Origin of the sequence: Thiothrix sp. UBA5583 (genome assembly GCA_002425225.1) — a bacterium.
GTDB classification, from domain to species: Bacteria; Pseudomonadota; Gammaproteobacteria; order Thiotrichales; family Thiotrichaceae; genus Thiothrix; species Thiothrix moscowensis.
On record DILV01000025.1, the window covers coordinates 14572 to 31048 of the forward strand.

General features: G+C 53.0%; 17 protein-coding genes. 10 read left to right on the forward strand and 7 right to left on the reverse strand.

All coding sequences use genetic code 11. The features are described 5' to 3' along the window. The first annotated feature begins 4 nt into the window (after positions 1-4). A complete protein-coding gene (locus tag B2U47_RS08575; RefSeq protein ID WP_296679951.1) occupies positions 5-1231 on the forward strand; it encodes a primosomal protein N' (replication factor Y) - superfamily II helicase in 1227 nt (408 codons plus the stop codon). A gap of 17 nt (positions 1232-1248) precedes the next feature. On the opposite strand, the gene B2U47_RS08580 is transcribed toward B2U47_RS08575, so the two are convergent. After that, positions 1249-1854, reverse strand: coding sequence for a hypothetical protein (locus tag B2U47_RS08580; RefSeq protein ID WP_296679953.1), 606 nt, complete (start codon positions 1852-1854; stop codon positions 1249-1251). Between the two features lie 209 nt (positions 1855-2063). On the opposite strand from B2U47_RS08580, the gene B2U47_RS08585 reads away from it, so the two are divergent. The 6 genes from B2U47_RS08585 (at position 2064) to B2U47_RS08610 (ending at position 6022) form a co-directional block, all read left to right on the forward strand. Beyond that, positions 2064-2435 carry a TusE/DsrC/DsvC family sulfur relay protein gene (locus tag B2U47_RS08585; protein ID WP_296679957.1) on the forward strand — a complete coding sequence of 124 codons (372 nt, stop codon included), beginning with the start codon at positions 2064-2066 and terminating at the stop codon, positions 2433-2435. 130 nt (positions 2436-2565) lie between these two features. Next, on the forward strand, positions 2566-3174 hold the full coding sequence (locus B2U47_RS08590; protein ID WP_296679958.1) for a C40 family peptidase: 609 nt from the start codon (positions 2566-2568) through the stop codon (positions 3172-3174). A gap of 122 nt (positions 3175-3296) precedes the next feature. Continuing rightward, on the forward strand, positions 3297-3740 hold the full coding sequence (lysM, locus tag B2U47_RS08595) for a peptidoglycan-binding protein LysM (protein ID WP_296679960.1): 444 nt from the start codon (positions 3297-3299) through the stop codon (positions 3738-3740). Positions 3741-3757: 17 nt separating this feature from the next. Further along, the gene (locus tag B2U47_RS08600) at positions 3758-4237 is read left to right on the forward strand and encodes a YidB family protein (RefSeq protein ID WP_296679962.1); all 480 of its coding nucleotides are present in this window, start codon (positions 3758-3760) and stop codon (positions 4235-4237) included. Between the two features lie 302 nt (positions 4238-4539). Continuing rightward, positions 4540-5169, forward strand: a complete 630-nt coding sequence (locus B2U47_RS08605; RefSeq protein WP_296679964.1) for a DUF4124 domain-containing protein — start codon at positions 4540-4542, stop codon at positions 5167-5169. A 157-nt stretch (positions 5170-5326) separates the two neighbouring features. Then, positions 5327-6022, forward strand: coding sequence for a hypothetical protein (locus B2U47_RS08610; protein WP_296679966.1), 696 nt, complete (start codon positions 5327-5329; stop codon positions 6020-6022). 3 nt (positions 6023-6025) lie between these two features. On the opposite strand, the gene B2U47_RS08615 is transcribed toward B2U47_RS08610, so the two are convergent. Genes B2U47_RS08615 through B2U47_RS08640 form a run of 6 tightly spaced genes read right to left on the reverse strand, consistent with a single transcriptional unit; the run spans position 6026 to position 12713 of the window. Continuing rightward, positions 6026-7180 (reverse strand): deoxyguanosinetriphosphate triphosphohydrolase, encoded by a 1155-nt coding sequence (locus B2U47_RS08615; protein ID WP_296679968.1) that lies wholly within the window; start codon positions 7178-7180, stop codon positions 6026-6028. After that, positions 7180-7920: a dolichyl-phosphate beta-glucosyltransferase gene (locus B2U47_RS08620; RefSeq protein ID WP_296679969.1), complete on the reverse strand. Its 741-nt coding sequence runs from the start codon at positions 7918-7920 to the stop codon at positions 7180-7182. The genes B2U47_RS08615 and B2U47_RS08620 overlap by 1 nt, the downstream gene beginning before the upstream one ends. Then, positions 7913-8311 (reverse strand): hypothetical protein, encoded by a 399-nt coding sequence (locus B2U47_RS08625; protein ID WP_296679971.1) that lies wholly within the window; start codon positions 8309-8311, stop codon positions 7913-7915. The genes B2U47_RS08620 and B2U47_RS08625 overlap by 8 nt, the downstream gene beginning before the upstream one ends. Further along, positions 8308-8676 carry an EamA family transporter gene (locus B2U47_RS08630; RefSeq protein WP_296679974.1) on the reverse strand — a complete coding sequence of 123 codons (369 nt, stop codon included), beginning with the start codon at positions 8674-8676 and terminating at the stop codon, positions 8308-8310. The genes B2U47_RS08625 and B2U47_RS08630 overlap by 4 nt, the downstream gene beginning before the upstream one ends. Then, on the reverse strand, positions 8673-11195 hold the full coding sequence (locus B2U47_RS08635; RefSeq protein WP_296679976.1) for a TIM-barrel domain-containing protein: 2523 nt from the start codon (positions 11193-11195) through the stop codon (positions 8673-8675). Before B2U47_RS08635 ends, B2U47_RS08630 begins: the two co-directional genes overlap by 4 nt. Before the next feature lie 6 nt (positions 11196-11201). Further along, entirely contained in the window at positions 11202-12713 is a 1512-nt protein-coding gene (locus tag B2U47_RS08640; protein WP_296679978.1) for an ArnT family glycosyltransferase, read from the reverse strand. Between the two features lie 137 nt (positions 12714-12850). On the opposite strand from B2U47_RS08640, the gene opgC reads away from it, so the two are divergent. From opgC to B2U47_RS08655, 3 genes are all read left to right on the forward strand, one after another. Then, the gene (gene opgC / locus B2U47_RS08645; protein ID WP_296679980.1) at positions 12851-14080 is read left to right on the forward strand and encodes an OpgC domain-containing protein; all 1230 of its coding nucleotides are present in this window, start codon (positions 12851-12853) and stop codon (positions 14078-14080) included. 275 nt (positions 14081-14355) lie between these two features. After that, the gene (locus B2U47_RS08650) at positions 14356-15225 is read left to right on the forward strand and encodes an SH3 domain-containing protein (protein ID WP_296679982.1); all 870 of its coding nucleotides are present in this window, start codon (positions 14356-14358) and stop codon (positions 15223-15225) included. Positions 15226-15265: 40 nt separating this feature from the next. After that, a complete protein-coding gene (locus tag B2U47_RS08655) occupies positions 15266-16372 on the forward strand; it encodes a TRAP transporter substrate-binding protein (RefSeq protein ID WP_296679987.1) in 1107 nt (368 codons plus the stop codon). Positions 16373-16477 lie beyond the last annotated feature (105 nt).

A 16477-nucleotide genomic window follows, 5' to 3' on the forward strand; every position in this document is an offset into this window, starting at 1 on the left:
CAGCATGGCTGACAACAATACCAAACAACAGCACTTTCCTTGCGAAGAGTGCGGAGCCGATCTCGTTTACCAGCCGGGGAGCGAATCTCTGGCCTGCACTTACTGCGGGCATCAGAACGCGATCAAAACCAGTACTGAAACCATCCGCGAATACAGTTTCGAGCAGGCACTACGGGCGCTGGAGCAATCCCGCCTGCGCCCGCTGGATAATACGCAGGTAATCAAGTGCCCCAATTGTGCAGCCACGTTCGAGCTTAAACCCAACTACCATGCCGGGGACTGCCCGTTTTGTGGCACGCCGGTCGTCACGGGTACGGAACAGGCTCGCCTGTTCCAACCCAAATCCCTGCTGCCCTTCCTGATTACCGAGAAGGAAGCCCGTGAATCCTTCGACAAATGGATTGGCGGCTTGTGGTTTGCCCCGTCTGCCCTCAAGAACAAAGCCAAACGCGATGAAAAACTGCTGGGCATTTACATCCCCTACTGGACTTACGACAGCCATACCGACACGTTCTACCGGGGGGAGCGCGGCGTCATTTACTACGAACAGCAGGTTGTCACGGTCACGGTGGACGGGCGTCCCCGCCAGCAGGTGCAAAACGTCCCGCGAGTCCGCTGGACACCCGTCAGCGGTCGGGTGAGACTGTTTTTTGATGATGTACTAGTAGGCGCAACCCGCACCCTGCCCCGCGCCATTCTCGACCGGCTGGAACCGTGGGATTTGCACCAGCTCGTGCCCTACAACGAGAGCTACCTGAGTGGTTTCCAAAGCGAAATCTACCAGATTGACCTGAACGAAGGCTTTGAAATGGCACGTGGCATCATGGACAACCGCATCCATAATGCCGTACTCAGCGACATCGGCGGCGACCAGCAACGGGTACACAACCTGCAAACCCAGCACCATGCCACCACCTTCAAGCACCTGTTATTGCCGGTCTGGTCGGCAGCCTTCCGCTATAACGATGAAACCTACCGCTTCGTCATCAATGGCCGAAACGGCAAAACTCAGGGTGAACGCCCTTACAGTGTCATCAAGATTGTACTTACAGCCTTGCTGGCACTCAGTGTACTGGCAGGCGTGGGTTACTATCTGGAAAAGGCGGGCGTGTTTGAACAGGCACTGGAGCAAGGCATTGAGCATTACCAGTATCAACAGCCTTACCAACGCTTGCCCAGCAACCCTTACCAATACGACCCATACCGTTACAACCCCAGCTACGGTCGCTGATAGCCTGATGCCATGGCTCAGATGCCATACAATTGTTGCATGATGCGGATTTGTTCCACTGTCCGCCAGGGTGTCTCCAGAAACAGCAACATATCCGGGCAAGCAGCCGTTGTTTTCAATTGCTCAAACACCTGACGCAAGATCTGTGGCGACAAGGGTTCGGTAGTACGTAACAAGCCACAGTGTACACCAGCAGAAACTGACGGTACTGCCAGCAGTTCTCCGGCTTGCTGCACATGCAAGGCAAATTGTTCCTGCCATTCATTGGGTAACGCGGTCACTGCATCCACCGTCACCCATAAACCCTGCACTTGTTGGAACAAGTGTTTTCCAATGGCCTCCTGTACCTGCGACCAATGGTCAGCCCGCAGTAATGCCGGGGTGATTTCCACAAAGAAACGGAACTCGGGGCGTACTTCTGCCATCCATAAAACCGCTTGCCGGGCTGGCAATTCATCCCAAACCGAGACTGGCAACAGCACGCTAGCAAACTCGTTGGCGTAATAGGAAATCTGCCACTCTTGCGGCAGATCTTCCGGGTAAAACAGCCGTTGCCAGTCAGCAGGCGACCAGCCATAAGCTGCCAGTTCCAGACTTCTCAGTTGGCTTGCAAAACCAGTCATTGTCTTGTTTCCCCCTCTACGCCAGACAGTCATAGCATAACTTACCCCTCACAACCTTGCTGCCTCCTTGTAACAAAAAACCGCCCGCTACTTGACAAAAACACTCAGGAATATTACTTTGGTAATATTCAAACAAATTACACCCTTACCATCAGAGATATAAAGAGTCCACATCACCACATTAGAGCCACAATCAGGAGGGTCAGATTATGATGTTTAGCGATGTATCCCTGGATGAAATGTTCCCTCGCGCCATTCCGGTCATGCGTGCCCCATTGCCAGTACTAAAAACCGATAATGTCTACAAGCACATTGAGCGGCGTGCTGCTGCATTAGGTATGACACTGACCGGTGAACACATGGATGTCATTGATTTTGTCCTTGAATTTTACGAGCACTGTGATGATTGCCAGAATGCCCGAATGCTGGCTGATCTTGTGCAGGATGAATTTGCAGGTAAAGGCGGGCGCAAGTACCTGTATCAACTGTTCCCCAACGGCCCTCTTAGCACTATTCATGATCTGGCAGATTTGCCTAAACTGGGCAATGAAACTGACAGAAGTTTTGGCACCAACTGGTAGATTATCAGGAATCTTCTCTCGAAACCCGGTCGGATATTATTTTCGATCGGGTTTTTTGTTTATGTTCAGTTTAGAACTTATAGAATGAAGCCCTGTCATAATCCATAACAAAAAACAGGGGTTTGATCAAATGGGGAAATTTCAGGCTGCGTTGTGGCTGGGCGCTACAACGGCATTACTGGGTGGCTGTGCGCCAACCTTACCTTATCCAACTTACAGCATGTACGCTTATGCACCAATGCCGGAAGGGGGATCCCAATACGGATTCTATGATGATGGTGTCCGACCTTATTTGGCTTCTTATAATCGACCTTATCCATCACGACCACTATTTTCCCAACAATACGAACCGGATGACGCACCCGCACGGCGAGCCTTGCTGGCACAGGCACATCAGGCATTGGGGACACGTTACAAGTTTGGTGGCGAAACACCGCGTGAAGGCTTTGATTGCAGTGGTTTGACCCAGTATGTCTACCGAAATGCCAATGGCATCAACCTACCACGCACCGCAGCCGAACAAAGTCACGCCAGCCGCACCATCAGTTTCAATGAGATGCGCCCCGGCGACCTGATTTTCTTCCGTACCAGCGGCAGTACAGTCAACCATGTGGGCATTTATATAGGACGCGGACAATTCATCCATGCCGCTTCCGGTGGAGCCAAAGTCACTGTAGACAACCTGAGCCGACCCTACTGGCAACAACGTCTGGTCAAGTTTGGCAGTTTTCTCGCGTAATACAATGCTTTGAACCATCCCATCCTGTTTCTCGACCAATAGTCCGGTCAGTGTTTCTTTGAAACAAAACGACTATACTATGTGGCGGAGATTATTCCACTTCAATACAAAGGAGAAACGAGATGGGACTGTTCGATTTTGCCCGTGATATTGGCAAAAAACTTTTCGGCAAAGAAGAAGAAGCACCAGCAGCCCTGGAGCAGCACATCAATGAAGACAACCCCGGCGTAAGTGGTTTGCAGGTACAGGTGCAGGATGGTGTAGCTACCATTTCCGGTCAGGCAGAATCCGCCGAAGCACTGGAAAAAGCTGTACTGATGGCAGGCAACGCAATGGGCATACAGGAGGTCAAGGCCGATGGCATGACCATTGCTGATGGTAGCCAGATCGGTGGCGATGATGAATTCTACATCATCAAGAAAGGCGACACCCTGTGGAAAATCGCTGAACACGCCTACGGCAACGGTGCGAAATACACCAAGATCGTGGAAGTTAATCGCGAAGTCATCAAAAATGCTGACCTGATCTTCCCAGGCCAGAAAATTCGTATTCCGAAAAACGTCTAACCAAAGGAAACACCTACATGGATATGGGAAACCTCATGCAACTGGGTGCCCAGTTGTTTCAGAGCCAACTGGATAAAGACCGTGACGGTCAACTGGAAATCACTGAAATCGCTTCTGCCATGATGGGGCTTATGGGCAATAGCCAAGGTCAGTCACAAGCTGGCGGCCTCGGCGGGCTAGTTTCCATGATTGCCGGAATGCAGGGCGGTAATGATTCAGGTCTGGCTTCACTGGCTGCTTCATGGCTAGGTCAGGGAGCCAATGAGCAACCATCTGCGGGTCAACTGTCTCAAATGTTTGGTCAGGACAAAATCGCCGCATTTGCACAGCAACTGGGTATCAGCCAAGAATCGGCACTGAGCGGCTTGCAAGCTGCCGTACCGAATGTTGTAGACAAGGCATCACCTAACGGTTCCCTGGATCTGGGCAGTATGCTGGACGCAGTGGGTGGCGTACAAGGTGCGATCGGGCTGGCAAGCAAGCTGTTCGGGCGTTAAGACTAACCGCTCATCCGATCACATAAAAACCGCCGAAAGGCTAATGCCAATCAGTTAAGCTGGTTGGCATTTTTGTTAGTAGCGTTTGGGTATGTAAAGTCACCGCCGCCTTGTCCTGCTGTAGCAGCCACCACTGACTACCACTGACTTGCGTACACTGCCATTTTCCGACGACCAGCATCCATCCTTTACTACTTTCATGGCATACTTGCAGCATTGGACGCAAACGTCATGCAGCCGCAAGTCTCGACACAGGTTTTCCCTGTACGGCTTGCCATATAACAAAACAAGGTGGCACACCAATGAAACCAGCAGTTTATGTATCCATAGCCATGCTTGGCATCCTGGCAAACATGAATGTTGTCAACGCTGAAATGTACAAGTGGACAGACAAAAACGGTAAAACCCACTACACGGCGACACCGCCTCCTGCTGATGCCCAAGGCAAGAATATTGAAGATGACATCAAGCTATCCACTGGCAAGCTGGGCAACGTCATCCCTAAAAACACCACTAGCGCTGCTGAACCCAAAAGCGACATGGACAAAGCAGCAGAAGAAGGCAAGAAAAGCGAGGAAAAACACCGCGATTTCTGCCAGCAACAATCTGCTGCCCTCAAGCAGATGACCGCCAATGCCCTGATCAAATGGAAAGACGATCAAGGAGAACGCTTCCTTACAGCGGAAGAGAAAACCCAGAAAATGAAAGAGATGGAAAAAAACATCAACAGCATGTGTCGCCCTGAAATGTTCAAGGATTCGCCCGACCGCCAAACCAGTGCTACCGAAAAAGCCATGGATGAACGCCTGTCAGGAGAAAAGGACGAAGGCATCAATGCGGCAAGCACTACCGGTACGGCTAGCAGCGATGCAGGTACAGGCAGCGCCGCTCAGGAAGGAGCAGCCACCAAGTCCATACCCGCTGCCAACTGAGCTGAGGGTTTGCCTATTGATGTGTAGCAGACAACCATAAACCGGCTGAATTTGCGCCTTGTTTGCATTAATATGGATACCTTCTCCAGCATGGTAAAAGGCAGGTGTACCCATGACCCTATGCAGACATCCCGTTTTATGCAGCGTTTTGCTTGGCATGTCCCTGTTGTTGTCTGCCTGCACCTCCTTACCGCTTACCCGAAATGATGCAGAACTCAAACAAGCCTACCTCGCTGCCGTCAAGGATGCGGAGCAAACCGAACCGCATGAAATTTCAACCAAACTGACCGCCATTACCCCCAGTAATCCACGCCTGGTCTGGAAAGGGCAAGACACTCGCAACCCGCAGGTTCGGGTTGCCACCTGGACAAATTACAACGGCTATGATGACAAGATACACCAAACCATGCGCCTTTCCCGCGAGGTATGGGTGACTGCCGTACCTGAATTCAAGGATTTTTGTACTCGCATCCGTGGCGACAAAACCCTGCGGCTGGAACAGTTACTGGGGTTGCCGCCTGCTTCCGGCAAAACCAAAGTCGTGGAAATGTGGGTGAATCCCGCTGACCTGTTCCGCCCCAGTCCCGACCCTGAAATCAGCGACCATGAAGCGGGAGTGGATTTCCCCCAGTCCAGCCGTCTTGCCATCAGTGACAGCCACAAAGCCTGGATCAACCAGCTCAAAAGCGGGTCTTACGGGGAAAAAGGCTATCCGTGGACACGGTTGGGCTACACCTATGACTGGGGGCAACAATCCGGTCACGTCGGCCTGAGCGAATTTGTCATTACCAAGGGCGCTGCTGTCGAAATTGCGGAAGTTGCACCCACAGCCCAATACTGCCAGCCACACTGAGGTTCAGCGCAAGCCTGCCAGATCAAACAACTGCCCGTATTCGCGCATGGCGTAACGATCAGTCATGCCCGCAATGAAATCGGCAATCGCCCGCGCCCTGCCCGCTTCGCCAGTCTCGGCTTCATAACGTTTGGCAAACGCCTGATACTTGGGTGTGAGCAAACGCACATCCTGCATGTAAGCGGCAAACAGCGCCCGTACCACTTGCCGAGCCCGCCAGGTCATGCGGTAGACGGTCGGGTGGAAATACAGGTTTTCGCGCAAAAACTTCTTCAGCACGTTTTTCTGGCTGCGCATGGTCTCACTGTAACGTATCAGCGCGGCAGACTGGGCACGCACCTCTGCCAGTGTTTGCACCCCGGAAGCCAGAATGGCGGCCTGGCTGCTTTCGGTCAGGTCAACCACCATGCGCCCGATCATGCGGCGCAAGGTTTCGCGGATCAGACGCCGCCCTTGCAGATCAGGGTAAGCCTTCAACACAGCCTCGTATTCGGCAGCAAACACCGGCACTTCCTGCAACTGCGCCAGCGTGATCAGACCGGAACGCAAACCGTCCTCAATGTCATGGTTATTGTAGGCAATTTCATCTGCCAGATTGGTAAGCTGCGCCTCCAGCGACGGCTGGGTTTTGTTGAGGAAACGCTCTCCCACATCGCCCAAAGCGGCGGCGTGTTTGACTGCGCAATGCTTGAGGATGCCTTCGCGGGTTTCAAAGGTCAGGTTAATGCCGGGAAAATCAGCATAGCTATCTTCCAGCACATCCACTACCCGCAGCGATTGCAGGTTGTGTTCAAAACCACCGAACGCCTTCATGCAGTCGTTGAGTTCGTCCTGCCCGGCATGACCGAACGGGGTGTGGCCGAGATCGTGGGAAAGGGCAATGGCTTCCGTCAGGTCTTCATTCAGACCCATGCTGCGGGCAACGGAACGGGCAATCTGTGCCACTTCCAGCGAATGGGTCAGGCGGGTACGGTACAGGTCGCCTTCGTGATTGACGAATACCTGGGTCTTGTATTCCAGCCGCCGGAATGCCTTGGAATGGATGATACGGTCGCGGTCACGCTGGAACTCACTGCGGTACTGCGGTGCGGCCTCCGGGTAGCGGCGGCCTTGGCTATGTGCCGGGTCGGCAGCGTAAGGGGCAACGGAATACTGCATCACATCGCCCGGTGCAGCCAGCGGATTTTCAACAAATCAGTAAACATACGGATAGAATCCTTGATCGGGTCTACTTTGGAACCGTCCATGTGTTCCCACTTTACCGCCACTTCCTTGATTTTGAAACCCTGCTTGCGGGCGATGTACAAATGCTCCACATCAAAACCGAAGCCGTAAATGCGTTGTAACAGGGCAATACGCTGGGCTGCCTCGCGCCGGTATGCCTTGAAACCGCACTGGGTATCCTTGATGCCGGGAACCGACAGGGTGCGTACCGCCATATTGAAGATCAGGCTCATTGCATCCCGATACCACGGTTTCTTTTCCACCTCGGAATCTGTCAGCTTGCGTGAACCGATCACCACGTCATAACCCTGGGCAAAATACGGCAGCAGCTTTTCGATTTCCTCAATCGGAGTGGAAAGGTCGGCATCGCTGAACAACACGATCTCGCCGGAAGCCTTGATCATGCCGCGAGCAATGGAAAAGCCCTTGCCGACGTTCTTGATGTTTTCCATCAACTGGCCTTCGTCCTGCTCCTTGGTTTCCTTGCCGTAGATGTCGATGAATTTCACCACCTCGGTCGTCAGGTCGCGGCTGCCATCATCTACCACAATGATTTCGCTGCGATACGGCTGGGCAGACAGGTAATCCTTGACCTTGTAGAGCGAGTCGGCAATGCGGTTTTGCTCGTTGTAGGCCGGGATAATGATGGAAAGGTAAGGTCGTTCGTTATTCATGTTGTGTTGCCTCGGAAGGTTTTGCCACCAGCGCCACGCCCAGCATGATCAGCACAATCCCCGCCGTTTTGCCCAGCGTGAAAGATTCGCCAATCCGGGGCCATAGCACCGCGCCCAGATAGACCAGAATGTACCCCAGGCTCAGCAAGGGGTACGCCACGCTCAGCTCAAAATGACCAAGCACATAAATCCACACCAGCATGGCAATGGCGTAACAGGCAATACCCGCCATCACCCACAGCAGGCCAAACCACTGTTCCACACTGGCATTGCCGTTTTGTAGCGCCGTGAAAAAAACCGTCAGTGCACCCAGTGCCTGCATCCCTGCCTTCATGAACAGTTGCCCCAATGCACCGCATACAATCGAAGTCGCCAGCAATAGCCATTTCATGCCACACCCCCTACCAGCAGCGAAATTCCCAGCATGATCAGGGCAGTACCTAGCCAGCGACGCGGTGGAATAGTTTCGTGGAACAACCAGCGAGCCGCCAGCATCACCACCACATACCCCAGACTGAGCATCGGGTAGGCAATGCTCAGTTCCAGCCTGCCCAGCACCACCAGCCACAGCAGCAAACCCGTACCAAGGAACAGCACACTCAACACAATATTGCGCCTGAACAATAATTGCAGTTTTGGGCCGGTATGGGTGGCAAAATCGTGGGCAGCCAGTTTCTGGAAAATCTGTGCGGCACTGCTGCACCCGATTGACACCAGCAGCAATACGACTACCCACAACGGAACATTCTGGATCATTGGGACTCCTTCGCCTGATAGCGGATGTCGATGTGATGTGCCTGTGCCGTTGCCAGTGCAGGCAGGCGCAGCATCAGGGTATTGGAATTGCTGCGTTGCCAGCCGAAACCGGTTTTGTCAGCCGCAGGCAGCGGTTTGCCATCCACCATCACAGCTTCCACCGTAGCGATTTCTGCCAACACCAATTGGATTTCACGTTGCTGGGGCGCATTGGCATAATCACCCTGGGCAGCTTCGATCCACACTTGCTGACGGGCGGTGTCACGTTGCTGGCGGATGCGGGTGCTACGTACCTTGCCCTGCAAATAGGCGGTGGTTTCACCGTCATCTTCGTACAGGGTGAATTCAGTGGGCTGGCTATGTGGGAAAATCTTCAGTTTCAACAGGGAAGGTTTTTCCATGCTGCCTAGCTTGCGTCCAAAAGCATCGGCACTGTCATTGCCGACCTCCAGCAAGGGAATGATTGCCCCGGCACGGGCATACAGAGGCAAGCGGTAAACCTTGTGCTGGAACAACGGCACGTCTTCCAGCCATTCACCCTGGCTGCTGCGCCATGTGTGGCTGTGGTAATCGAACCATTCACCTTTAGGCAGGTAAACCCGCAAGGTGCGGCTATCCGGGCGGGTTTCGAGTGCTGCCAGCAACTGATCACCAATCAGTTTCTGCCCACCCATACCGCGCAAATTCGGGTCATGCTCATCCGCCAACACGGCCGGGGCAATGATCGGGTCGCCAGTACGGTGGGCGCGGTGTGCCAGCGAATAGTAATACGGCAGCAATTCGTAACGCAGCCGTACATTGGCCAGATTGCTGGCAACATCACCCACTTTGTCTGGCGCGGTCTGGTAGCAATTGCACACATTATCGGCATGTGGACGTAATGGCAGGTCAATCAGCGCAGCAACGGCAAACCAGCGGGTGTATAGCGTGTTGTAATCCTCCGGCTTGCCATCAAACGAGTTGCGGTAAAAACCACCCGCATCCGAACCGAAATAATCCACGCCCGACAAACTCATCTGCATTTGCGCATTCAAATGTGACGCCAGGTTTGACAGCCGTGCCGGAATATCACCTGACCACATACCAGCACCGTAACGCTGCATTCCTGGCCCGCCCGCCCGTGACAGCATGAAAGGGCGTTGCTGGTTGCCATGACGCTGATAGCCATCAAAAATTGAACGATGCCACAACAGGTTATACAGGTTATGCACATCAGCATGACTGGTTTTGCCGGGGGAATAACCGTGGTAAACGCCGTCAGCCGCATAATCCATTGGCTCACCCAAATCCGTCCAATGTCCAAGAATGCCCATCTCCACCAGTGGCTGGCGTTTCCAGTCATGCCAAAATGCCCCGGTTGCCGGGTTGCTCCAGTCGATCATGCCGCCCTTGCCCCACCAGGGTTTTTTCGCCAGATACACCGGCTGCCCATCAGGCTGTTTGACCAGCAAACCCTGCTCATGCAGTCTCTGATGCTCCGGCAACCCTTTGCTGATGTAGGATTCCTCAATCAGCATCAAACCCAGATGCTGTTGCTGAGCCAGGGTTTTGATCTTGTCGGCGGGGTTGGGGAAATGGCTTTCATCCCAGCTTAGCGCCCCCATGCGGCTGTCGTCTGAATCTTCACGGATACCACCGAACCACTGCAAATCCAGCACCATGCCATCCAGCGGGAAACCATTTTTCTGCAAGGACTGGCTAACCCCATCCAGTTCCGCCCAGTCATCATAACCGTATTCGGATACCCACAAACCAAACAGCTTGCGGTTGGGAACCAGTGGCGTACCCACCAGTTGCATGTAACTACGCCGCAAATCGGCTAGTGAATCCCCAAGGCGCACATAGAAACGCAGGTCATCACCACCTTTCACCCCCACCTTGAACGGGTCATCATGAAAATCCCAGTTGTGCGGGTAAGGGTTGTCCAGAAACAGCGCCCACGGGGTCATGTCCTTGCCCAGGGCATACAGGATCGGAAACTGGGTATTACCAACCAGACCGCCTTGCGCATCCACCATCTGGTTGCCGTATTTGCTGCCAGCAACCCGTTTGCCCCGTTGTAACCAGTCACCATCCAGTTTACCGGGGGCGGGATGCGCCTGCCCCAGACCGTAAAGCTGTTCGGTGTTACCCCTGTCCATAGTCAGGGTTAGCCAGCCTTGCTCACCTGTACCGGGGCAAACGCGCGTGACAGCACGTTGCTTACCCTTATCGTACACATCCAGACAGAGTGACGTACTATCCAACGTTAGCTGTACTCGTCCGCTACTGGCGTTTTGTTTGCCTTCCGCCTCCCGCAACTCCATCTGTGCCGGTTTGGTGGCACTGTCCAGCACATAAGGGCTGGCAGGAAACGCTGGCTGGTTGCAGGCATCACCCGTGCGGTAACTGGCTCGCAGCCAACCGGATTCCAGCAACTCTGCATCCAGACATTCCTGCCCGTGGCGGGCACTGAGCATCCCTGCGACAGAGCATTCCGACCACAACAGTAATACAGGCAACAGGTAACAGAGTTTCATGTGGCTTTACCTGAACATGGCATCTTCACTGACAGGAATACGGGGCGGCTGGGTGCTTTTGTACAATTCCAGCACGCCGCTTTTCTGGCGGCTCATCACTTCACTGGTTTGCCAGGGAATTTCGAGTATTTTCTGGTAGCCACGGCTTTGCATCACGCCGCGCAAGTCGTTGTTGGTTTTGGGTTGAATCAGGTTATTAAGGAAAACGTAAGTGAATTTTTTATCCCACAAGGCTTCGACGACATCCTTTTTCTCGAATTTGCCATCCATGTTGTTATCCATCCAGCCCAGTTCCTTGATACGATTTTGTGACAATCTGCCGAAAGCGGCATAGCGCATCAGGTAAGGATCTTCGCTGGCAATAGTCGTGCTCTCGGTCAGTGGCTCAGCTTGGATGGCGTCGATAACCGGGCGGGCATCCGGGTAGCCGTTTTCCATATCACGCAGGAAAGCGTAATTCAGCCCCACCATACCCAGTACCAACATGGTCGCGACAGCTTGCGCCCCCCAACGAAACTGGTATTGCTGCAATACCTGCCACAACAACCATGCCATTGCCGGAATCAGGAACAGCAATGCATATACCAGATGTTTATACAGCGAAATCATGTTCTTGCCCTGCAAGTGATACGCCGCCAGTGGCAGGGCAAATACCAGCAAAGCGAGTAGGATCCCTATGGTACGATCACGCAGGATGCCTCCCTGATGCTGTCGCCACTGCCAACCCAGTGCTGCCATCCATAGCAATAGCGGCAAAGCCAGATACAGGGTTTCAACCCACAAGATGTACGCATGATTGGAATTTGCCCCGTGAGTACCCTTGATCTGGATGTTGTACAAGCCCTGCAACTCCTGCCAGTGCCAGCCGACATAAGTCCCCAGCACCAGTGCCATGCCCAGACCGAACAGCAGCCCCACCAGCGGTGACAACCACACAGCAACCAGTGTCAGCAAGGGCACATACGCCACCACCACGTACTTACTGGTGACAGCCAGTGAACACAGGATGATGGCCGCCAGCAAGGCAAGATAACGCGCCTTGCCCACGTGCTGGCAGGCCAGCAGCAACGGAGCCAGTGACAAACTGAAAAACGCCAGGGCAATGATGTCGTAAGTGGCAAACTTGCTGATGAAAATATGTGCTGCCTGCATCGCCAGCAGTGCCACACCCAGCCAGGCAATTGCAACCGACTGGAACAATTGGCGCACGAAAAAATACACCCCAACCAGCGACAACAGGCCAAACAAACCTGCCACTGCCCGCGCCCCCGGCAAACCAGCGACAGCCTCCCCCAGCCCAAGGATGTACCAGTTCAAATTGGAACCAAAAATATAGCCATAGGTTGACCATTCCTTGCCTGCCAGCAATTGCTTGCCGACAAACAGGTAATCGTATTCGTCGATATGTCCGCCATTGAAATGCAACAAGAGACGCATCAAGGCAGAAAACAGCAGACCACCGGCAATGGCGGCGAGAAACAGGTACGGTATCGCAGCAGATCTGGCTGGGGTTGCCACAGGCGTTCTCCCTTGCATTATTGTTGTATGCGTAACGGGTTCAGGCAGTACCGTATGGCGGTACGCTCTTGCTTACAGTCATACTAATCAATAGCATTGATGAACGCGATATAAAAACTGATAAATGGCGGTACTCCATGAGAACAGAAACCCTGCAAGCCCCTCCTTCATTCGCCAGCAGCATCCCCGCAAGCTGGGCATACCCGGAAACTGGTGCAACACGTGACCTGCGCCTAGACTTTATGCGTGGCTTTGTGATTCCACTATTGTTTGCCAGCCACTTCGAGTTTTTTTCCCTGCTGATGTTTATTGGCTGGGAACGGATTGGGATGGTGTCAACCGCCGAGATTTTCGTCATCCTGTCCGGCATTGTGGTCGGGATGGTGTACGGCAAGAAAGTCAAACGCGATGGCTTATCCGCGACCATGCCGGGGCTGATACAACGTTCGGTGGATTTGTACCGCATCAGTGTGGTGATGATCTTGCTGGTGGCGGCAATCCGCTATGTACCGTGGATCGACAGCACAGTCATTACCACTTTTTACGATGCGCCCATCAACCAGACCTACCAGCTTTATCCGCCCCTGGATACCAATTTGTCGACCCTGATCAGCAAGGCGTTGCTGCTACAAATCGGCCCGCATCAGTTTCAGGTGATTGGCATGTATGTGGTGATGTTCATCCTGATTACACCCTTGGTGTTTTTCATGTTGAGCAAACAACGGGTGGGACTGCTGCTAGGGATTAGTTGGGTGGTGTATGCCATCCATTATGGTGCGCCATTCCAGTCCTTGCGTCCAACCGGTGCGCAATTTGAATACGCTTTCCCGATCATGGCCTGGCAGTTGATCTACGTACACGGTATTGTGGTCGGGTATTACAAACAGGAAGTTGTGGCCTTTTTCCGCACTGCGTGGGGCAAATGGTTGATTATGGCGAGTGTATTGCTATCGTTAGGGTTTATCTTTCTGACATGGAATCATCCATTACCCCACATTTCTCAGTGGATTACCTTGAACATGATTCCGGCGGAAACATTCAATTACCTTAATAGCGAGTATTTTGCCAAAAACAAGATTGGTATTGGGCGCTTGTTGAATGTAGTGGTGTTGTTCATCAGCATTTATGCACTGCTAACCGTGTGCTGGCGACCACTTAACCGTGCTTTGGGGTGGTTTTTCATTCCGTTGGGGCAGGCATCGCTGTATGTGTTTTTCATCCACGTGTTCCTGCTGCTGGCGATCATGAATACACCACTACCGGGGTACAACGATTTTGGGGTAAACACCGCTGTTCATGCCGGGTTATTGGCACTGGTGTGGGTAATGGTGAAAAAGGAGTTTTTGTTCCGGTGGATTCCGCATTGAGGAATTTGTTGGGGCGGGACTGAAAAAATCGTGCGGGGGATGTGGGCGCACCCCCCGCAAACCCCATCCTTGGGATATTAGCGACATCCTGTCACTCAACTTGGGGTGCTTGTATTCTCACACAACCTTAACGAAAAATGAATAGAAAAATGAATGCAAACTGAACTTGTTTTAACCAATCCACTCAAATTCAAAGCAAATTCTCTGTTTACAGTTCGCCTGTGTTTGCGTAATGTCAGCATAAAACACCCTAACCACCGACACAGGAAGCAATAATGAAAACACCTACCAAACTCGTCTTGCTTGCGACCATACTTCTGCTCCCCCTGCAATCAGCCTCCGCTGCCAGCTTCGATTGTAGCAAAGCCAAAAGCTGGTCAGAAAAGACCATCTGCAATACCAAACAACTGTCCAGCCTGGATGATTTGCTGGCTGTTTCCTACAAAAAAGCCCTAACTGCCGCTTCAGAAACCACTGCATTGAAAGCCTCCCAAAAAGAATGGCTAGCGGAGCGTGATACCTGCACAGATGTTGACTGCCTCAAGGAAACCTACACCTCACGCATTGCCGAGCTGAACGACATCATCGCCAACGCAACCGATACCAGCAGCGACAACAACGGCTGGTACAAATCCAGTGCCCAACCCAGTCTGGTAGTGCGTGATTCCCCCGATGTCACAGGCAAAAAGCTGGGTAATGTTCCCCCCGGCGGCAAAGTCAAGGTACTAGCTAACACTGGCAAAAACGATTCCATTGGTGGGCGCAGTGGCACCTGGGTCAAAATCGAATGGCAGGGTAAGAGCGCTTATGCTTTCGATGCCTTTCTGGAAAAACTTGCCAGTCAGGATGCACAGCCAGCCCAACCCAAACAGTCAAGTGGCAACACCCGCACTATCGAAGGCGTCATCAGTAGCTATGAATGCGGTGACAACTGCTATCTGACTATTACAGACAAACGTGGCGAAGACCACTCCGGCTTGTGTGCCGCCGATTTGTGTACCCCGTGGAACGATGTAGCAGCAATGCCTGGTAGCTTTAAAAACCGCAAGGTCAAAGCGAGCATTGGTACTGGTACTCAGTACGACGGAGCGGGCAATGTCATGGGCGAAATGGATGCTTTTGAAAGCATCACTTTGCTGAACTAATATCACCACAGTTAACGTCAAAAATGAGAGAGGAGAGACCATGGAACGCCGTTCATTTTTCAAGAAAGCTGCGGTCAGCGCCGCAGCTCTGACCGTAGCCACCCCTGCCCTGCTGGTTGCTGAAGAACAGGCAAAATCTGCCGATCTGCCCGCCGTTAGCTGGCGTCTGACTTCCAGTTTCCCCAAATCGCTCGACACCATTTTTGGTGCATCAGATGTCCTCGCCGCTGCACTCGCCAAAATTACGCAAGGTAAATTCACCGTCAAAGTATTCGCCGCAGGTGAAATCGTCCCCGGCCTGCAAGTGCTGGATGCAGTGCAAAATGGTACGGTGGAAGCGGGTCATACTGCATCCTATTACTACTTCGGCAAAAATGCTGCGCTGGCGTTTGATTGCGCAGTCCCCTTCGGTCTCACCTCCCGCCAGCAAACGGCGTGGATGCTGCATGGCAACGGCATGAAACTGATGCGCGAACTGTTCGCCGAATACAACGTGGTCAACTTCATGGGCGGCAATACCGGCGTGCAGATGGGCGGCTGGTTCAACAAGGAAATCAACACAGTCAAAGATCTGGAAGGTTTGAAATTCCGTGTCGGTGGCTTCGCTGGCAAAGTCCTGAGCAAACTCGGTGTTGTCCCGCAGCAATTGCCAGGCGGCGAAATCTACCCTGCGATGGAAAAAGGCACGATTGACGCTGCCGAGTGGGTTGGCCCTTACGACGACGAAAAACTGGGTTTCGCCAAGATCGTCAAGAATTACTACACCCCCGGCTGGTGGGAAGCAGGCCCGCAGCTTTCCTTCTACGTCAACAAGGAACAATGGGAAAAACTGCCGGATGCTTACAAAGCGGCATGGGAAGCGGCTTGCCAACTGGCACACAACGACATGCAAGCCAAGTACGACGCACTCAACCCGCAGGCACTCGCCAATCTGGTGGGCAGCGGGGTGAAATTGCGCTCCTTCAACGAGGAAATCATGGAAGCCTGCTTCAAGGCTACGCTGGAAACCTTCGAGGAAGAAGCCAAGGCCAACGAAAAATTCAAGAAAATCTATGAAGACTGGAAAGTATTCCGCAACAACCAAGCGCAATGGTTTGGGGTAGCGGAACAGTCTTACGCCAAGTTTGCGTTTGGCAAGAAGTTGTAAGTTTATGGGAATGCCTACCTTCGCCCTACCCCTCACCCCCCAACCCCCTCTCCCTCAAGGGGCGAGGGGGAGCAAGAAACCTATTCTCTTAGCCCCTCTCCCCTT